The sequence below is a fragment of the Loktanella salsilacus genome (genome assembly GCF_900114485.1).
Classification (GTDB): Bacteria; Pseudomonadota; Alphaproteobacteria; order Rhodobacterales; family Rhodobacteraceae; genus Loktanella; species Loktanella salsilacus.
On the sequence record NZ_FOTF01000009.1, the window covers coordinates 156,258 to 173,078 of the forward strand.

The 16,821-nt window shown below is 59.1% G+C and carries 16 protein-coding genes; 7 read left to right on the forward strand and 9 right to left on the reverse strand.

Features of this window, described 5'->3' with window-relative positions:
- Positions 1–65 precede the first annotated feature (65 nt).
- Positions 66–1,343 carry an MFS transporter gene (locus BM131_RS10125; RefSeq protein WP_090189075.1) on the forward strand — a complete coding sequence of 426 codons (1,278 nt, stop codon included), beginning with the start codon at positions 66–68 and terminating at the stop codon, positions 1,341–1,343.
- Here BM131_RS10125 and BM131_RS10130 read toward each other — a convergent pair.
- The gene (locus tag BM131_RS10130) at positions 1,324–2,772 is read right to left on the reverse strand and encodes an aminotransferase class V-fold PLP-dependent enzyme (RefSeq protein ID WP_090189119.1); all 1,449 of its coding nucleotides are present in this window, start codon (positions 2,770–2,772) and stop codon (positions 1,324–1,326) included. The genes BM131_RS10125 and BM131_RS10130 overlap by 20 nt on opposite strands.
- Positions 2,773–2,868: 96 nt before the next feature.
- Here BM131_RS10130 and BM131_RS10135 point away from each other — a divergent pair, with 96 nt between their 5' ends.
- Entirely contained in the window at positions 2,869–3,342 is a 474-nt protein-coding gene (locus BM131_RS10135; RefSeq protein ID WP_090189077.1) for an Lrp/AsnC family transcriptional regulator, read from the forward strand.
- 10 nt (positions 3,343–3,352) lie between these two features.
- On the opposite strand, the gene BM131_RS10140 is transcribed toward BM131_RS10135, so the two are convergent.
- Genes BM131_RS10140 through BM131_RS10165 form a run of 6 tightly spaced genes read right to left on the reverse strand, consistent with a single transcriptional unit; the run spans position 3,353 to position 9,992 of the window.
- Positions 3,353–4,435 carry an ROK family protein gene (locus BM131_RS10140; RefSeq protein ID WP_090189078.1) on the reverse strand — a complete coding sequence of 361 codons (1,083 nt, stop codon included), beginning with the start codon at positions 4,433–4,435 and terminating at the stop codon, positions 3,353–3,355.
- On the reverse strand, positions 4,432–5,472 hold the full coding sequence (locus BM131_RS10145) for an ABC transporter ATP-binding protein (RefSeq protein ID WP_090189080.1): 1,041 nt from the start codon (positions 5,470–5,472) through the stop codon (positions 4,432–4,434). Before BM131_RS10145 ends, BM131_RS10140 begins: the two co-directional genes overlap by 4 nt.
- Complete coding sequence (gene argH, locus BM131_RS10150) at positions 5,472–6,950, reverse strand: argininosuccinate lyase (RefSeq protein ID WP_342713962.1); 1,479 nt, start codon at positions 6,948–6,950, stop codon at positions 5,472–5,474. The genes BM131_RS10145 and argH overlap by 1 nt, the downstream gene beginning before the upstream one ends.
- Positions 6,951–6,952: 2 nt before the next feature.
- Positions 6,953–7,810, reverse strand: coding sequence for a carbohydrate ABC transporter permease (locus BM131_RS10155; RefSeq protein ID WP_090189083.1), 858 nt, complete (start codon positions 7,808–7,810; stop codon positions 6,953–6,955).
- Complete coding sequence (locus tag BM131_RS10160; RefSeq protein WP_335642715.1) at positions 7,810–8,718, reverse strand: carbohydrate ABC transporter permease; 909 nt, start codon at positions 8,716–8,718, stop codon at positions 7,810–7,812. The genes BM131_RS10155 and BM131_RS10160 overlap by 1 nt, the downstream gene beginning before the upstream one ends.
- 32 nt (positions 8,719–8,750) lie before the next feature.
- Positions 8,751–9,992, reverse strand: a complete 1,242-nt coding sequence (locus tag BM131_RS10165; protein ID WP_090189084.1) for a sugar ABC transporter substrate-binding protein — start codon at positions 9,990–9,992, stop codon at positions 8,751–8,753.
- A 281-nt stretch (positions 9,993–10,273) separates the two neighbouring features.
- Here BM131_RS10165 and BM131_RS10170 point away from each other — a divergent pair, with 281 nt between their 5' ends.
- From BM131_RS10170 to BM131_RS10180, 4 genes are all read left to right on the forward strand, one after another.
- Complete coding sequence (locus tag BM131_RS10170; RefSeq protein ID WP_090189086.1) at positions 10,274–11,512, forward strand: ROK family transcriptional regulator; 1,239 nt, start codon at positions 10,274–10,276, stop codon at positions 11,510–11,512.
- 19 nt (positions 11,513–11,531) lie between these two features.
- Entirely contained in the window at positions 11,532–13,889 is a 2,358-nt protein-coding gene (locus tag BM131_RS10175) for a PIG-L family deacetylase (RefSeq protein ID WP_090189088.1), read from the forward strand.
- 133 nt (positions 13,890–14,022) lie between these two features.
- Positions 14,023–14,262, forward strand: coding sequence for a 6-phosphogluconolactonase (locus BM131_RS20520; RefSeq protein ID WP_245754205.1), 240 nt, complete (start codon positions 14,023–14,025; stop codon positions 14,260–14,262).
- Between the two features lie 12 nt (positions 14,263–14,274).
- Complete coding sequence (locus BM131_RS10180) at positions 14,275–14,796, forward strand: glucosamine-6-phosphate deaminase (RefSeq protein ID WP_245754206.1); 522 nt, start codon at positions 14,275–14,277, stop codon at positions 14,794–14,796.
- Between the two features lie 376 nt (positions 14,797–15,172).
- On the opposite strand, the gene BM131_RS10185 is transcribed toward BM131_RS10180, so the two are convergent.
- Together BM131_RS10185 and BM131_RS20260 are read right to left on the reverse strand one after the other, a co-directional pair.
- Entirely contained in the window at positions 15,173–15,370 is a 198-nt protein-coding gene (locus tag BM131_RS10185; RefSeq protein ID WP_090189090.1) for an MBL fold metallo-hydrolase, read from the reverse strand.
- A complete protein-coding gene (locus tag BM131_RS20260) occupies positions 15,357–15,779 on the reverse strand; it encodes a hypothetical protein (RefSeq protein WP_175499278.1) in 423 nt (140 codons plus the stop codon). Before BM131_RS20260 ends, BM131_RS10185 begins: the two co-directional genes overlap by 14 nt.
- Positions 15,780–15,792: 13 nt before the next feature.
- On the opposite strand from BM131_RS20260, the gene BM131_RS10195 reads away from it, so the two are divergent.
- Positions 15,793–16,674 (forward strand): LysR family transcriptional regulator, encoded by an 882-nt coding sequence (locus BM131_RS10195; protein ID WP_090189091.1) that lies wholly within the window; start codon positions 15,793–15,795, stop codon positions 16,672–16,674.
- The last annotated feature ends 147 nt before the right edge of the window (positions 16,675–16,821 follow it).

A 16,821-nucleotide genomic window follows, 5' to 3' on the forward strand; every position in this document is an offset into this window, starting at 1 on the left:
GGAAAAGGTGGCACTTTGCGTTTTGATCGCTAATTTACGTTCAAGATATTAAGGGGATCAAAGTTATGGCGATGGCAGAGGCTGAAATCAAACAAGACGTCCGCCTGGACGATGTTATCACCACTGTGGTGATGGCGCGGGTGACGGATTACTTTGGCTTTTTCGTGTTTGCGATTGCCTCTGCGCTGGTCTTCCCGACGGTGTTTTTCCCGTTCCTTGATCCCGTACCGGGTACCTTGGCATCCTTTGCGGTGTTTTCACTGGCCTTTCTTGCACGCCCCGTCGCCAGCCTGATCGGGCGGCGGTTGCAGCGGCGTATTGGGCGCGCGGGCAAGATCACCGTGGCCCTGATGCTGCTTGGCAGCTCTACCGTCGCGATTGGCTTGCTGCCCGGTTATGACAAGATCGGCCTACTGGCCCCTGTGCTTTTGGCCGTTTTACGCATCATCCAAGGCCTTGGCCTTGGTGGGTCGTGGGACGGGCTGACGCTGCAGCTAAAGTCCGCCGCCCCCAAAGACCGCGCTGGACGCTATGGCATGGTGCCGCAACTTGGTGGACCCATCGGCTTTTGCGTCGCAGCGGCCATGTTCTACGTTCTGACCGGATTTCTGACACCAGAAGAGTTCATCACCCACGGCTGGCGCTTCGCCTTCTTTGCGGTGATGGCTGTGAACGTCGTGTCCCTTTTTGCGCGGCTACGCCTGCTGACGACGGACTTCGGCTCTGACGATGAAACCTTGATGAAAACGAGCCCAATGCGTCATTTGATCGCTGTGGAATGGCGCTCGATTTTGCTGTCGGCGCTGCTGCCACTGTCCAGCTACGCCTTGCTGCACATGCTGACCGTCTTTCCGATCAGCTACACGCTGCTTTACACCGATCACGCGATATCGACCATCATCCTGTGGCAACTGGTTGGCGGCACCTTGGCGATTGGTACCGTCATTGCATCCGGCTTGCTGGCAGACCGCTATTCGTCGCGCGCGGTGCTACTTGTCGCCAGCATCCTGACGCTGGCGTTGTGCTTTACCATTGGCACACTGGACACGATGCCATCGGTCTACATCATCCTCGGTTTCCTCGTATTTGGCCTATCCTACGGGCAGTCCAGTTCTATCGTACCGAACCGTTTTTCACCTGAAACGCGCTATTCCGGCTCTGCGTTGGCGACGAACCTGTCGTGGATCATTGGCGCCGCCTTCGCGCCCTTTGTCGGGTTGTTTCTGGTCAGCACCTTCGGCCTTTGGGCCGCGGCGCTGTACCTTGTGTCGGGCGTCATCGTGACGCTTGCTTCGCTGGTACTTTTGCAGCGCAGCAAGTCCATTAAGCCGCCCTTGGCGTAAACCGCGCTGTGGCTGTGTCGACGTTATAAAGCGAAGTAAACGCAATCGGGTCACGCGCGATCCGGTCCACAGCCGCAATGATCGCGTCGGCTTTGCGGTCATCCATCAGCACGGAAAAGGCAAGCCGGGTCCAGCCCGGTTTGTCGACCTCTCGTCCACCCAAAATTGACGCCCGCAAGCTGTCTGACACACGCCGGTCCAGCCCAAGCAGACGGTGCGCATAAGGACCAGCGCAGGCACAACCGCCCCGCGCTTGAATCCCGAAATGATCTGATAATATTCGGCATACCAACTGCGGGTGCACCGCGCCGCCCGCGGCGTCAAACACTTGAAACGAAAAGATCGGCAGGACAGATCGCGCCTGATCATTGCCCAAGATGCGCAGGCCCGGCGTACGCGACCAGACTGCAAGAGCCCTTTGCCGCAGCGCTTCTAGCCGTTGGTTTATGACGTCTTGGCCAATGACGTCTTTGACGATGAAACACAGCGCGGCGCGAATATCGCCGATGACGTTGGGCGTGCCTGCTTCTTCTCTGGCAACAACGTCTTGTGCATAATCATGCCCCCACGGCGATACAAAACGCACGGTGCCACCCCCCGGCGCGGTGGGGCGCGTGCGCGTGACCGCATCCTTGCGCACAATCAAAATACCAGAGGCACCGGGCCCGCCGATAAACTTGTGCGGGGACAGAGCAACCGCGTCCATGCCAAGCCCCATATCAATCACCTCATAGGGGCCGGCCCCCGCGTAGTCCCAGACGCTGATCGCGCCATGTGCCTTCAAAAGGCGGGTGATAGAGGCGACATCGCTGACGATACCCGTCACGTTCGACGCCGCTGAAAAGGCACCGATAACGGGACGGTCTTTCGCGTTTATCAATGCGGCCTTTAATGCGTCCAGATCGGGGCCTCCACTCGCGCCCTCTGGAACCTCAATCACCTCTGCACCGCTTTCACGCCACGGCAGGATGTTCGAATGATGCTCGTAAGGACCGATCAGGACGCAGGGCTTGCGCCCCGCTGCCACCATGTCATCGATGCCCAGCAATCCAACGAGCCGCGTCAATCCAGCCGTCGCCCCTGCCCCAGCAAAGATCACAGCATGGGCGCCCCCGGCGCCGCATTGCGCCGCCACAATCTGCCGTGCCCGCGCACGCAACTGGTTCATCATGCGTCCGCAAAACGACGCCTCTGTATGCGCGTTGGAATAATAGGGCAGGACATTCTCAGTGATGGCATCCTCGATCTGGCGCAGCGACCGTCCCGATGCAACGTAATCAGCATAGATCAGCGGCAACGGACCATGCGGCCCGGGGATCGCAATCCCTTCACCAATCAGGCCCGCCCTTAAGCGGTCCAAATGGTCATCGCCCGCAATCGCGTGAGCAAATGTGGTGAAAAAATCGGTGCCGTCGCCTGTCGTCTGCATCTTTTGCCTCAAATAGTGCCGTTGCATGGACATTTGCACAGGTGATATCGATAAACTGCACCAGACATTGCACCATTTGCGGAAATTTTCGATCATATGACCCAACCAAGCCCCACCAACCTAGATCATATCGATGTTGCGATCCTGCGCGTGTTGCAACGCGATGCGTCGCTGTCCCAAAGAGAGGTCGCAGACCGTGTTGGGCTGTCTCAAAACGCGTGTTGGCGGCGCATGACCCGGCTGAAAGAGGCTGGCGTGATTGAGTGTCAGACTGTGCGCCTGAACCTTAAGGCCATCGGGCTTGATCTGACGGTATTCGTCATGGTGCGTACCCGCGATCATTCTCACGCCTGGCTCGATCATTTCCGCAAAACAGTGCTAGGGATCGAGAACGTGATCGATTTTTACCGCATCGCGGGGGATTACGATTACATGCTTAAGATCGCAGCGCGGGACATGAACCATTTCGACCTGATTTATCAACGCCTGACCAAAGGCGCGGCGCTGGAAACCGTCACATCCTACATCGCGATGGAAGCGATTGCCGATCGCCGCGATCTGCCAGCGTAATGCATAAGGCTTATGCCGTCAGACTGTCCGCATAGGCCAGCCGTGCGGCACGCACAGCGCCAAACACGCCTGCGCGATTACCAAGCTGGCTGATGCGGCAGTCCGGCATGGGATGCCCGTCAGGCAAAGCCTGCGCCAATGCGGCCGTTATCCGCGCCAGTAGTGCGGGTTGCGACCCAATCCCGCCGCCAAAAGCAAAGACAGCTGGATTGACGATGGCGTCGATGGATAACACGGCCAGTGCCGTGCGCTGCGCCAAGCGCTCCATCACGGCGTCCAGTGCAGGGTCGATTTGCGCGTCTTTTGTAATTTCCCGCAATGTTTGCCCGGCGTGCGTGCCACCACTGGCGCGGTAGTCTTTCACAAGGGCCGCGCCTGATACGACACTTTCCAGCGCGCCGCAGCCGCGGGTTGCTGGATCGAAAGGATTGCCGCCAATTGGCAAGGCTGCGACCTCTCCTGCGGCACCAAGCGCCCCGCGCAAAATACGGTCGCCCCACGCTAGGCCCATGCCGATCCCCGTGCCCAAGGCCACAAAAGCCAGCCCGCCAAATGCGGCCGCCGGCAGGGTGCCGTGACCCAGCCAGACCTCGCCCAAGGCGGCAAAGTTCACGTCGTTTTCAACAGCTGTTGGCACGCCGAGGCGATCTGAAAGCAGCGCACGCATGTTGCGCCCATCAAAGCCGCGCAGGTTTGGGGCCCGGTCCAAGTGACCCGTCACCGGATGCACTGTTCCGGGCAATCCGACACCAGCAGCGAGCAGCGGCGCACCGGTTTGCAGCATCATCTGCGATAGATGAGAGGTCACAAGGTCCAGGACGGCGTCGCCCCCTTCGGGCGGCGTTGTAGACCGGACTTCTGCAATCAGCGTGCCATTTAAATCAGTCAGGACCGATTGCACCTTTGTGCCGCCGATGTCTGCACCAAACAGGCACCCGGCCGTGGCGGTAAAGCGCCCGGTCCCGTCCAGCCAACCCGCATCCATCAGCAGCGCGTCTGGCACATCTTGCGCAAAGCGCAATTGTCGCGGCAACCATTCCTTTACCGCAGGCGTCAGCGCTGCGGCGGGTGTGCGCAGTTCCTTATTCATCATGCCCGGCCCATCGCCTTTTCGGTCGCGGCATCGAACAGATGCACCTGGCCGCGCGGTGCCTTGGCCGTGACGGTTGACCCAATAGCGACCGTGCCATGGGCAGGAGCCGTCGAGATGATCGACCGGCCCGCCACGGTAAAGTGCACCAGCGTTTCTGGGCCAAGCGGTTCGACAGCGGTCACGGTGCCGGTCAGGGTCAGCCCCGGATCTGCAATCTGACTGCCGACCAGCAAATCATGCGGGCGCACACCTGCCAGCAAGGTCGGCGCGCCTTCGGCAAGGGTCACGACACCGCCGGTTTGCGTGGCGGGGACGATATTCATCGAAGGCGTACCGATAAACTGGGCGGTAAAGACGTCAACGGGGTTATCGTAAACCTCCATCGGGGGGGCGGCCTGCAGGATGTGACCGTCTTTCATCACGACGATCCGGTCGGCCATCGTCATCGCCTCGACTTGATCGTGGGTGACATAGGCAATGGTGGTGCCAAGGCGTCGGTGTAGGTCCTTAATCTCGATCCGCATCTGGGCGCGCAGTTGGGCGTCAAGGTTGGACAGCGGCTCGTCGAACAGGAACCCTGCCGGATCACGCACCATCGCCCGCCCAATCGCGACGCGCTGCCGCTGGCCGCCAGACAAATCCGAAGGGCGGCGATCCAGCAACGGCGTCAGGCCCAGTAGCGCGCCCGCCTCTTCAACCTTTTTAGCCTTTTCGTCCTTGGACAACTTAGAAGTATAAAGCCCGAAGGCGATGTTTTGGCGCACGGTCATATGGGGGTAGATCGCGTAGTTCTGGAACACCATCGCCAGATTACGCTCTTTGGGGTCAACCTCGTTCACGACGCGGTCGCCAATCCTGATCTCGCCGCCCGACACTTCCTCTAGCCCCGCAATCATCCGCAGCGTGGTGGATTTGCCGCAGCCAGAAGGACCAACGAAGACAACGAATTCGCCATCGGGGATCACCAGATTGATGCCGTGGATCACTTTGGTTTTGCCGTAGGCCTTGACCAGACCGCGCAGTTCAAATTTGGCCATTAGCGGGTCTCCATCAAAGCAGTGAATGCGGTGTCGAGCGCTTGCTGTGCGGCGTGTTCTTGGGCGGTTTGCTCAAAGTTGTTTAGGGCTGTGCGGTAAGCGGCGATTGCCTCGCGCATTGGTGCGGCTGCGGGGCCGCCAAAGCGGTCGCGAACTTGTACGAAGTAGGCCGGGGAAACGGCCTCGGCAAAACCGGCAAGCTGCATCTGCGTGTCCCGGCCGACAACATCGCGAAAGGCAGTTCGGAATGGCTTATAGCCGCCCGCCGCCAGACTTTGCTGCGCAGCCACTACGGCCTTTGCGGTTTGAGCTGCAATTTCGTGGGCTTGGCGAAAGGAAATACCTTCCTGCCGCACCAGCGTATCCGCCAATTCGGTGATCGTGATGCAGGCCCGGTCAATGTTTTGCGCGACGCGGTCATCGTTGATCCGCAATGCTGGCACAAAGGCCGCAAGCAGACGCAGTACGCGGTTTCCCACTTCGAACGCGCTATAGCCTGCGGCCTGCGTCTCGCCTTCGCTGTCGTTCATGTCGGTAAAGGGAGTGTTGTGCATGATGTCTTTCATCATGCGGGCGCGCCCGACGGTCTGGGACGCAAGATGGCGCATATGCTCGATCGGGACCGGATTGCGTTTTTGCGGCATGATCGAGGAGATCTGCACGAAAGCATTCGGGACATAAATCTGACCAACCTCGAAGCTGGACCAGACCTGAAAATCCTGCACCAGCCGCCCCAGATGCAGAAACAGCAGCTCTACCGCGCTGTAGGATGCGGTGATGTAATCCACGGCGGCGATACAGCTGTATGAATTGCGCTGCGGGGCCGCGAACCCCAGCAGATCCGCCATCAGCTGCCGGTCGATGGGAAAGCCGGATGTGGTGATCGCTGCGGCACCCATAGAGGATAGATCAACGGCGCAACGCGCCTCTTGCAACCGTTCAATGTCGCGGATCAGCACTTCGATCGCGGCGGATAGGTAATGACCAAAGGTTGTCGGTTGTGCTGGCTGGCCGTGGGTATAAGCCACAATAAGTGTGCCGCTTTCTCGCTCTGCAGTGTCAATCAAGGCGGACAGCAAAGCACGCGCTTCGGCAAGCATGGCGTCCAGCCGTGACTTCAGCGACATTTTGAACAGGGTATGATCAATGTCATTGCGCGACCGCGCTGTATGTAGGCGCCCGCCCGTATCGGCCCCAACCCGTGCCTTTAGTTCCGCCTCTCGCAAAAAGAAGTAGTCTTCAACCTCGCCGGTATAGGTCAAGGCGTTCGGATCAATCTGGCGGTCAATCTCTACCAAGGCGGCCGCGATTTGCGCTGCGGCATCCGTAGGAAGGATGCCCGTATGGTGCAGCACCACCAGATGGGCGCGGTCGATCCGGCGAAAACCTTCGGCGTGATCATGGCGTGCATGATCAAACAGGGGGCCAAGTACCGTGTCTTTGTAGACGGGATCGGGAAAGGTGGTGGTATCAGTCATGGTCATCCTTTGAGGCCCGCAAGCATGACGCCGCGCACGATGTAGCGTTGCAGGACCAGAAACACGACCAGCGTTGGGATCGTCGCAATGGCGGCCCCGGTCATGATCATTTCCCACTGAATCGCCTGTTCGACAGCAAAGCTGGTTAGGCCGACAGGCAGCGTGTAAAGTTCTTTGGACGTGGTCGAAATCAGCGGCCAAAAGAACGCGGTCCAGTTGCCCAGAAAGGTAAAGATCGCCAGCGCCGACAGCGCTGGTGTCACCAGCGGCATCGCGATTTTCCACCAGATCGTGAATTCATTCAGGCCGTCCATGCGTGCGGCTTCGATGAAATCATCCGGCACAGTTTCAAAGAACTGCTTCATCAAAAAGGTACCGAAGGCCGTCATCATCCCCGGAAACATGATGCCCCAGTAGCTGTCGAGCCACCCAAAGTTGGCCGACATCAGATACCAAGGGATCACCAGCATTTCGGTGGGGATCATTAGGGTCGACAGGATCGCGATAAAGACGAACTGCCGCCCACGAAACCGGAACTTCGCCAGCGTGTAACCGACAAGGCTGTCAAAAAAGATATTGGACGCCGTCACGCAAATCGCAACAAAGGACGAGTTCAAGAACCAGCGCGGAAACTGCCCCTCTGTCAGGACCTCGATGTAGTTGGCCAGTGTCGGGCTTTGCGGGATCAGGCGCAAATCGTAAATCTGGCTCGAGGTTTTGAGCGAGGTCGAGAACATGAACAAGATCGGCGTGATCATCAGCAGGCCGCCAATGAACAATACCGTCCACATCACGATCCGCCCAGGCTTAATCCGCGACATCGGCAGCGGCGGCGATAGGGTTGTGTCTATTGCGGCCATCAGCGTGTCCTTAGGATCCAAAGTTGCAGCAAAGAAATGAACAGCAGGATCGTAAACAGCACGACCGTTTGCGCCGCAGCGGCGCCCATCTGGTACGAATTAAAGGCGGTCTGATAGATCATCAGCACCAGCGGTTTGGTGGTTCCAAGCGGGCCGCCCGGATCATTCGTGGTCATGTTGTAGACTTGGTCGAAAATGCGCAGGAACCCGATGGACGAGAACACGACAAGGAACACGGTCGTTGGTTTCAAAAGCGGCAGTGTAATCTTGCGCAGGATGGCGAAGTCACCAACGCCGTCAATCTTGGCTGCCTCGTAATAGGTTTGCGGGATCGACCGCAGACCCGCCATAAAGATGATGATCTGAAACCCCAGACCCGCCCAAATCGCCGTTACCATGATGGACGGCAGCGCCCAAGTGGTAGACCGCAGAAAATCAAGCTGCCCCATACCCACACTGCCCAGCACCGAATTGATCACGCCGGTTGGGGCCGGCTGATAAAACCAGCGCCAGACCCAACCCATCGCCGAGGCGGTGGTGATAAACGGCAGGAAATACAGCGCCCGCAGAAACGTATGCCCAAACCGGATCCGGTCGAGGAAGTAGGCGATCAAAAAGGACAATAGCAGACTGATCGGCGTGCCAATAATCAGATACGCAAAGGTGTTGCGAAACACCTTCCAGAACTCGGCCGAGGCAAACATGTCGCGGTAATTTTGCAGCCCGATATAGGCGGGCTTTGACATCAGGTTCCAATCAGTGAACGACAGCCGGAAGGCATCGATCGTCGGATAGAACCGGATGACACTATAGAAAAGGACGGGTAGGGCCAAAAAGGCCCAAACCCAGATTGCGCGCCGCGTGCGCATCGACAGGCGCGGCGCGGATTGCGGTGATGTCGTGTCCATCGCCATGTCAGCGTCGCTCCTCTCGCTGCCGCTTAACGCGCGCGGTCGATGATGGCTTGTTCGGCAGCAGCGGCTTCGGCCACGCTTTCCTCAACCGATTGCCCTTGCAGGAACACACGGTTCGCCATGTCCATCGCGACCTGACGTTGCGCCTGTTCTTCGACAAATGTCGTCGTGTGAGCGTATTCTAGGCCCTTAAGGAATGGCGCATAGATTGGATCAGCCAAGTTCGCCTCGGTCAGGGCAACCTCTGGGCGGGCGGGCAATTCGCCAACAACTTCAAGCCAAAGCTGCATCGCCTCTGGCGAGGACAGATACGCCAAGAACTTGGCGGCTGCTTCCAGCTCTTCGCCTTCCGACTTAGCCCCGATGCCGTTCGCAAAATAGGACGCGTAGTTTGACCGCAAACCGTCGGCATTCGCCGGCAGTTCTGCAACGGCCCATTCAAAATCAGTGATGTCGCGGAACGAGCCCAGACGGAAAGTGCCGTCGATTGTCATGGCCGCACGGCCCGCGCGGAACGCCGCCTGCCCTTCGTCCATAAAGCCAGTGTAGCCGACTTCGTGTTTTGTCGTCAGGTCCGTATACCACTGCGTCGCGGCGACACCCGCCGCATCGTTGTAGGTCACTGTGGAATAGTCGTCGCTATAAGGCGCGCCGCCGAACTGGCGAACCAGCACTTCACGCCACCACTGGTGATCCTGCCCGCCCATCTCGACCGTCAGGCCGACGGTGGTGTAGTTGCCACCACTGTCCTTCACCGCCATCTGGGACGCGTAATCAACCAGCTGGTCCAGCGTTTCTGGCGGGCCTTCGATACCGGCCTCTGCAAACAGCGCCTTGTTATAGAACAGCGCCAGCGAACGTACGGCAGTGGGCAGGCCATAGTAATCATCGCCCCGCTTCATGGCGGTCACGATCGGAAAGAAGTCAGCTTCGATCTGTTCTGCTGGGAACATATCCTTTGGCAAAGGCTGCAACACGCCGCCATTCACAAAACTATCGGTCCAGCCATAGAACATCTGCAGCACGTCAGGTCCGTTGCCCGCCATGTTCGCGGCGACAACGCGTGTCTGATAATCCGCGTAAGGAAAAGTGACCTGCTTGACGTTAATGTCGGGGTTGGCCTCTTCGAACTTCGCAATCAACTGGTCCACAGCCTCGACGCGGGTGTCGTAGATATACTGCCAATATTCGATATCCACTGCGCTGGCAGCTGTGGCCGAAGCCATGATTGTTCCGGCAAGCAGTGCTGTCTTGGTAAAGCGTTTCATGTCGTCCTCCGTTGGGTGGGTTGAACCCGGTGTGTTGGTGCAACGTGACGGCTCCGGCGAATCTGCTCCGCTCTTGTAACCGTTCCCCAAACGCTGCTGCGGGACTTCGGGTCAGGCTGGACCAAACGCATGCCGTGCGTCAATAAGATAATTTACTTGAGTTAATTAAGTGCCCGTGCGAGCCTTGTTTTGGGTCCTGCTACGGCATGTCCCTTGAAAACGTGGCCGCTAGGCGGTCATGCATTTGCGACGGAACGATGAAAAAACCCAAGGATACGGACATGACATTTCCAAAATCATCCGCCGCACTGGAATCTAAGCCGCCTCCCCGCCCATCGCGGACTGCAAAAGGTAAAAATCCTGGCCGCAGCCGCGAACATAACCGGCGCGTGGTGCTTGAACTTTTGCGGCGGGGTGGCGCGCTTGGCCGCAAGGAGCTTGCCGATCTGGCGCATATTTCGACCCAAGCTGTGACCAACATTATTGATGAGCTGATGGCCGAAAATCTGCTGATCGATATGGGCCGCAAGCGCACCGAACGTGGCCTGCCGCCGATTCAATATGCGATCAACCCCGAAGGCGCGATTACCATCGGGCTGGAAATTGCTGTCGGCGCGCTGACCGCCGTGGTGCTTGATCTTGGCGGCAATCTGCGCGCCAAGCAGCAGATTCCCCTACCCGATATGAAATCAGATATCGTGTTGGACGTGATCTGCGAAACAGTCACCCGCCTGCGCGCCACCTACCAAGCCCAGCTCATGGGGATCGGCGTCGTCATGCCCGGCCCGTTCGAGATTGAGGGCCTGTCTGGCGTCGGCCCCACCACCCTGCCCGACTGGTCCGGTGTCGACGTCGCCCGCCTGCTAAACCAGCGTTGCGGCGTTCCCGTCACCGTCGACAATGACGCCAATGCCGCCGCCGTCGGAGAGATGCTCTTTGGTCTTGGCCAGAACGTATCGCATTTCTGTCTGCTCTATTTCGGGGCCGGCGTCGGGATGGGCGGCATCGTCGCGGACCAGCCGCTACGCGGTGCCTTTGGCAACGCCGGAGAGATTGGCCATATCGTCGTGGCCCCCGGCGGCTTGCCCTGCCAATGCGGTCAAGCCGGATGTCTGGAACGCTATGTCTCGCTTCATGCGCTGACAGAATGGATGACCCGCGACGGTGTGGCGCCGGACACTGACGCATTGCATGACCTGCATGCAGCAGGCGATCCCGCGCTGATGGCATGGTTGGATCAGGCCGCGCCGCATCTGTCCCTTATGATTGGCCTGCTGGAAAACATCTTTGACCCGCAGACTGTAATTCTGGGCGGCAAAATGCCCCGCGCCATTCTGGACGATCTGATCGGCCGCCTAGCGATCCCCACCAGCGTCGCCAATCGCCGCAACCGCGCCCTGCCACGTGTGCAGCGTGGTCAGACCGGTCAGGAATCGGCGGCTATTGGTGCTGCCGCCCTGCCCTTTTTCAACGCCATCACCCCGCAACTTCACCAGACCGAGGATCAGTCCATACGCTGACCCCGAGCCAAGGATTGCCATGACTGCCCACGATCGCCTTGCCCGCCGCGAAGCCGCGCCAGCCTTAATGCGCCTGTCCCGCGCCCTGTCGCGACTGGATAGCGTCCTAACCGTGATGAACACAGGCGCGCACCCTGACGATGAACACAGCGGCCTGATGGCATGGCTGCGATTTGGCTGTGGCATGCGGGTGGTGATTGCCTGCTCGACCCGCGGTGAGGGCGGCCAAAATGCACTCGGTCCGGAACGTGGCGAACTGCTGGGCATGGTGCGTACCCGCGAAATGGAAGAAGCCGCGCGCGTTCTTGACTGTGACGTCGCATGGGTCGGCTTTGGACCCAACGATCCCGTACATGATTTCGGCTTTTCCAAAGACGGCGACGATACTTTTGCACGCTGGGGCGAGGCATTGGTGGTCGAGCGTATGGCCCGTGCCTATCGCAGCTATCGCCCAGATATCGTGCTGCCGACCTTCCTTGACGTGCCAGGCCAGCACGGCCACCACCGCGCCATGACGCGGGCGGCAGAACAGGCGATAGCCTTGGCCGCCGACCCCGCCGCCCTAACCGACCACCCGAACGGGCCTTGGACTGTCACGCATCACTACCTGCCGGCGTGGTCAGGCGGCGGTGCGACCTATGACGACGCGCTTCCCCCGCCGCCTGCCACACTGCAAGTCACCGCTGACCTGCAAGACCCCGTGACGGGCGCCGCATATCAGGAAATCGGGCAATGGTCCCGCGCCCGCCACGCGTCGCAGGGCATGGGGCACTGGTCTGACACGCCGCAGACTACATGGCAACTGCACCGTGTCGGCGGCGCGGCAGAAGATACAATCGCCCAGTCGCTTCCCCAGACGCTAGATGATCTGGCCGCGCTGGCGGGTCCGGCGGCAGACGCGATTCAAGTCGCCGCCAAGGCCATCGCACAGGCGCAGGACGCCTTTCCCAAAACCGCGCAAATTCGCGACGCGCTGGCCAAGGCAGACGCCGCGTTGGAAGCCGCGCAAGTGGTAGCCTTACCAGATTTTCAGGCGGCCCACGGCCATCGCCTGACCCGCAAACGCCGGGAACTCGATGCCGCGCTGGCCGAAGCGGCAGGCCTGTCCCTGATCGTCACCGTTGAACCTGCCGCCCTTATACCCGGCGGCACGTCAACGCTGCGCGTGGTTCAGACAACACCCATCACCGCCCTTGACGTCACGCTGTCCCCGCATCTGCCCGAAGGGGCCACCGGCCCTGCCACAAAACTGGAAAAAGGCACCGCCGCGCTGCAAATCAAGGTGGCAAAAGATGCGCCATTCACCGCCCCCTTTGGCGCCAATTTCGACCCTTTGGGGGGGAATGGATCCGGCTGGCTCAACATGTCTGCCACCATCGCTGGCCGGACAATTCAGACCCGCGTTGATACAGAAGAGCCTTTGACTGTCGGCCCCGCCCACCGCTTTGCCGTGCGGCCCTTTCAATTCATTCGGCAAATTGGCGATACCGCGCCTCTGATCGCGTCAATCGGCGCTGGCCCAATTCCCGACTTTCATTGCCCGGACGGTTGGGATGTGCAGTACGCGGGGAGCACTTTGATGATCACGCCGCCGGACGGTAAAGGCTCTGGCCTTGCGACCATACCGGCGCAGATTGACGGGCGTAGGGCGCAGTCCGTGACGCAGGCGCAGTTCCCCCACATCGGCACCGTATCGTACCCCGAAGGTGCGAGCCTGCAGGTCCTGACGCTGGACCTAGCTTTGCCGCAAACCGCACGGATCGCCTATATCGGCTCCGGCGATTCCGTCGGAAGCTGGTTGTTGCGACTTGGCCTTGATGTCACCATGCTAGATGACATCGCCCCGGACGAAGACTTTGCCGCCTATACAACCGTTCTGGTTGGCGTGGTCAGCTTCGGCAACCGGCCTGACCTTGTTGCTGCCACCCAAAGGCTGCACCAATTTGTGCATGCCGGCGGGCATCTGGTGACACTTTATCAACGCCCGGATCAGGGCTGGAACGCCGACACCACGCCGCCGCGCCCCTTGAAAATCGGCACCCCGTCGCTGCGCTGGCGCGTGACAGATCCTGCGGCGCAGGTCACGATCCTGACCCCCGATCACCCCCTGCTGACGGGGCCAAATCCCATCACGGCCGCCGACTTTGGCGGCTGGGACAAGGAACGCGGGCTCTATTTCGCAGCGGCTTGGGATGACGCTTACACCCCCCTGTTGTCTATGTCTGACGCATCAGAGGAGCCCCTAATCGGTGCGCTTGTATCCGGCCAGATCGGTGCGGGCCGTCATACGCACACCAGCCTTGTGCTACACCACCAGATGGACCGGTTGGTGCCTGGCGCATTCCGGCTGATGTGTAACCTCGTGCAGCCCGCCTAAACGCCAAGATGCTGGAAAGAGTTTCGGGAACCTATCCAGACGTGCTGCGGCCTTTGCGGGCATGGCACGCGCCACCTTGCTTTGGGGCCATTGCCCTCCGCTCGCATGCCGTCAGGCGACAAAAGAGGTCTAAATGAAGATACTGATTTTCCCCGACGCTGCCACCGCCAGTGCGGAAACTGCGCGCAGGATTTTGGCAACTCTGGCCGCCCAACCCTGTGCGGTACTAGGCCTAGCCACGGGCGGCACCATGAAGCCGGTATATGAGGCGCTGCGCACCGCGCTTGGTCAAAGCCCTGCTACATTCACCAGCTTTAACCTAGACGAATACGTCGGGCTGCCATCCACACACCCGCAAAGCTATGCCTATTAAATGAAAACTCAATTGTTCGACGCAGTTGCCCTGCCCAGTGCACAGGCACATTTACCCCGCGGTGACGCGCCGGACCCCGCAGAAGAGGCTACGCGCTATGAAGCCGCCATCGCTGCCGCTGGCGGGATCGACTTGCAGCTTCTTGGACTAGGGGCGAACGGACATATTGGGTTCAATGAACCGACGTCGTCTCTTGCGTCTCGTACGCGTATCAAGACGTTGACGCACAAGACGGTGACCGACAACGCCCGATATTTCGGCCCAGACGAAGTCGTTCCACGGCTGGCAATCACAATGGGCATCGGCACCATTTTGGACTCTCGTGCCATCCTTTTGCTTGCCACAGGAGCCGGCAAGAGGGACGCGGTGGCCCGCATGATCGAAGGGTCTATCTCTGCCGCCTGCCCGGCCACTGCGCTACAATTGCACGCCAATGTAACCGTCCTGATTGACGAAGCGGCAGCCGCGAACCTGAAGCTACGGGACTACTATGAGACCGTTCATCCAGGCGGAGCCGATGAAATATACACCTAAAACTGGCACCAAGGCCCGGAACCTTACCATTTGCCTGACCTCGATAAGGATGCGCATCGTCCACATTTTGACGCGAAGGCCATAGAATGGGTCCGCATTCAATGAATGGTAGCATTTCAGTTCTTAGCCCAATCAATGAAGGCCCTAAGACGTTCTAGCATGTGCCGCTTGGTGAGGTCGTTGATGGTGTCGCGATGCAATGACGGGACTCGCCCGTCAAACAGGCGCTTCTCTGCGATCTGGTGACTTGCGGCATAGCTATACGTATAAGTCAGCCCCAATCCATCTCGCGCAGTGCGACTTTCGCGCCGATCTCTCGTGTGACGCCGGTGCCCAGTTCTGGGTAGCGCGCGACCATCGCAGCGATCAATTCCTCTTATGTTGCGGCCCGGTCTAACTCCTCCTCAAAGGCCTCGAGGTAGGACTTTGTGAACGTATTCGCAGCGACGCCCATCGGCGCATCGACGCTCATGTGACCGGGCACAACAACGTCCGGCGCACGTGCGATAAGTGCGTCAAGGTTCGCGACCCAAGCCGCCCGCAGTTCTTTAGTCTCTGTGTCAGCCGTCCACACATGAGTGCCCGAGAAAAATCAGCGCGCCGCCAATGACCGCCTGAAGGTCAGGGACCCAAAGGTAACGGCGATTGATCATGTCCTCGGCTACGACGATCTTGATTGTGCGTCCGTCGACCGTCAACGACGGGCCATCAAACGCGGTTGGGATCACCACCTCGTCCACAGACTTCGGCCCATTGTCGCCCAGTTGCGGGCTCCATGTTTCGATCTTTTTCGCGACATTGCCGTTGATTGCCGCAATTGTGTCAGACGCCGCGATGACGCGCGCATGCGGCAAAGCGGCGACGACGTCCGGCGATGTCACGTCTTTTCCGCCCGCGTAGCGGGCCTCTTGGATCGCCTTAAGCACCTCAATTTCGCGCTCTGGTGTGTCTTGTGCCACGGCGGTCAGGGCAAGGGTGGCCACACTGGAATCCAGGATGGCACCCTTCGCTGCTGTTGTGGAAACAGGATCGTTCACCCAAGCGGCTACACGGCTTAGCATCACCAAGGCAGTTGTTAGCCAGCAAGTCACCAATCTAGAACAAGAGGTGAAGGCAACGCTTTTGATCCGCTCCACCCGGAGCGTGACCCCGACCGAAGCGGGCCGAGAATTTTACCTGCGCTGTCGTCACATCATCAAAGAGGCCGAAGACGCATTCAATTTGCTGTCACAATCCACAGAGAACCCAACGGGCACTTTGCGCATGGCCGCGCCTTTGGATTACGGCGCGACAATTCTAACGCCAGTTGTGACCGCGTTTCGACGTGCCTACCCAAGTTGCCGCCTCGCGTTGAAACTCGGCGATCATATCAACGATGTGTTCACGGAAGACCTGGATTTGGCGATCCGCGTTGGGTGGCTAAGTGACTCCAGCTTGCAGGCCCGAAAGATCGGCAATTTTCAACAACTCGTCGTGGTAAGCACGGCATATGTCGACAGCCTCGGGCTGCTCAATCGTCCTGACGATGTATTGGAAAAAGCCGAATTTTTCGCCAACCTCGCTCTGACTGATCCCATTACTTGGACCTTTACCCGCGCCAGTAACGAAACCGAAAAGGTAAGGTTTGAAAGCGGCCTAATGCTCGATACCTCGGCCGCATTAATCAAGGCCCTCAAAGCTGATGCAGGGCTTTCCGTTTTGCCAGATTATTCCGTTTACGATGCGCTAAAATCAGGTGAGTTTAGAGTCGTATTGCTTGATTGGACGTTGCGGGCAGGCGGTATCTATGTGGTCTATCCGCCAGCGAGGTTACGCCCCGCAAAAGTTAGAAAATTTGTTGAAATGCTCGTCGAAACCGAAAAGCGGCGTAGGATTTGATGATTTATAAAAGCTGGGGCACCCTTTGCGCTAGGGCTGAAGCTGGGCAGACAAGCATGCATACGCCCCTGCTTTACTGCCGCAGTTGAATCAACGACGCGTTAAAACGGTATTTTAGATTAGCTTCGCAGCTGTCCATCAAACCCA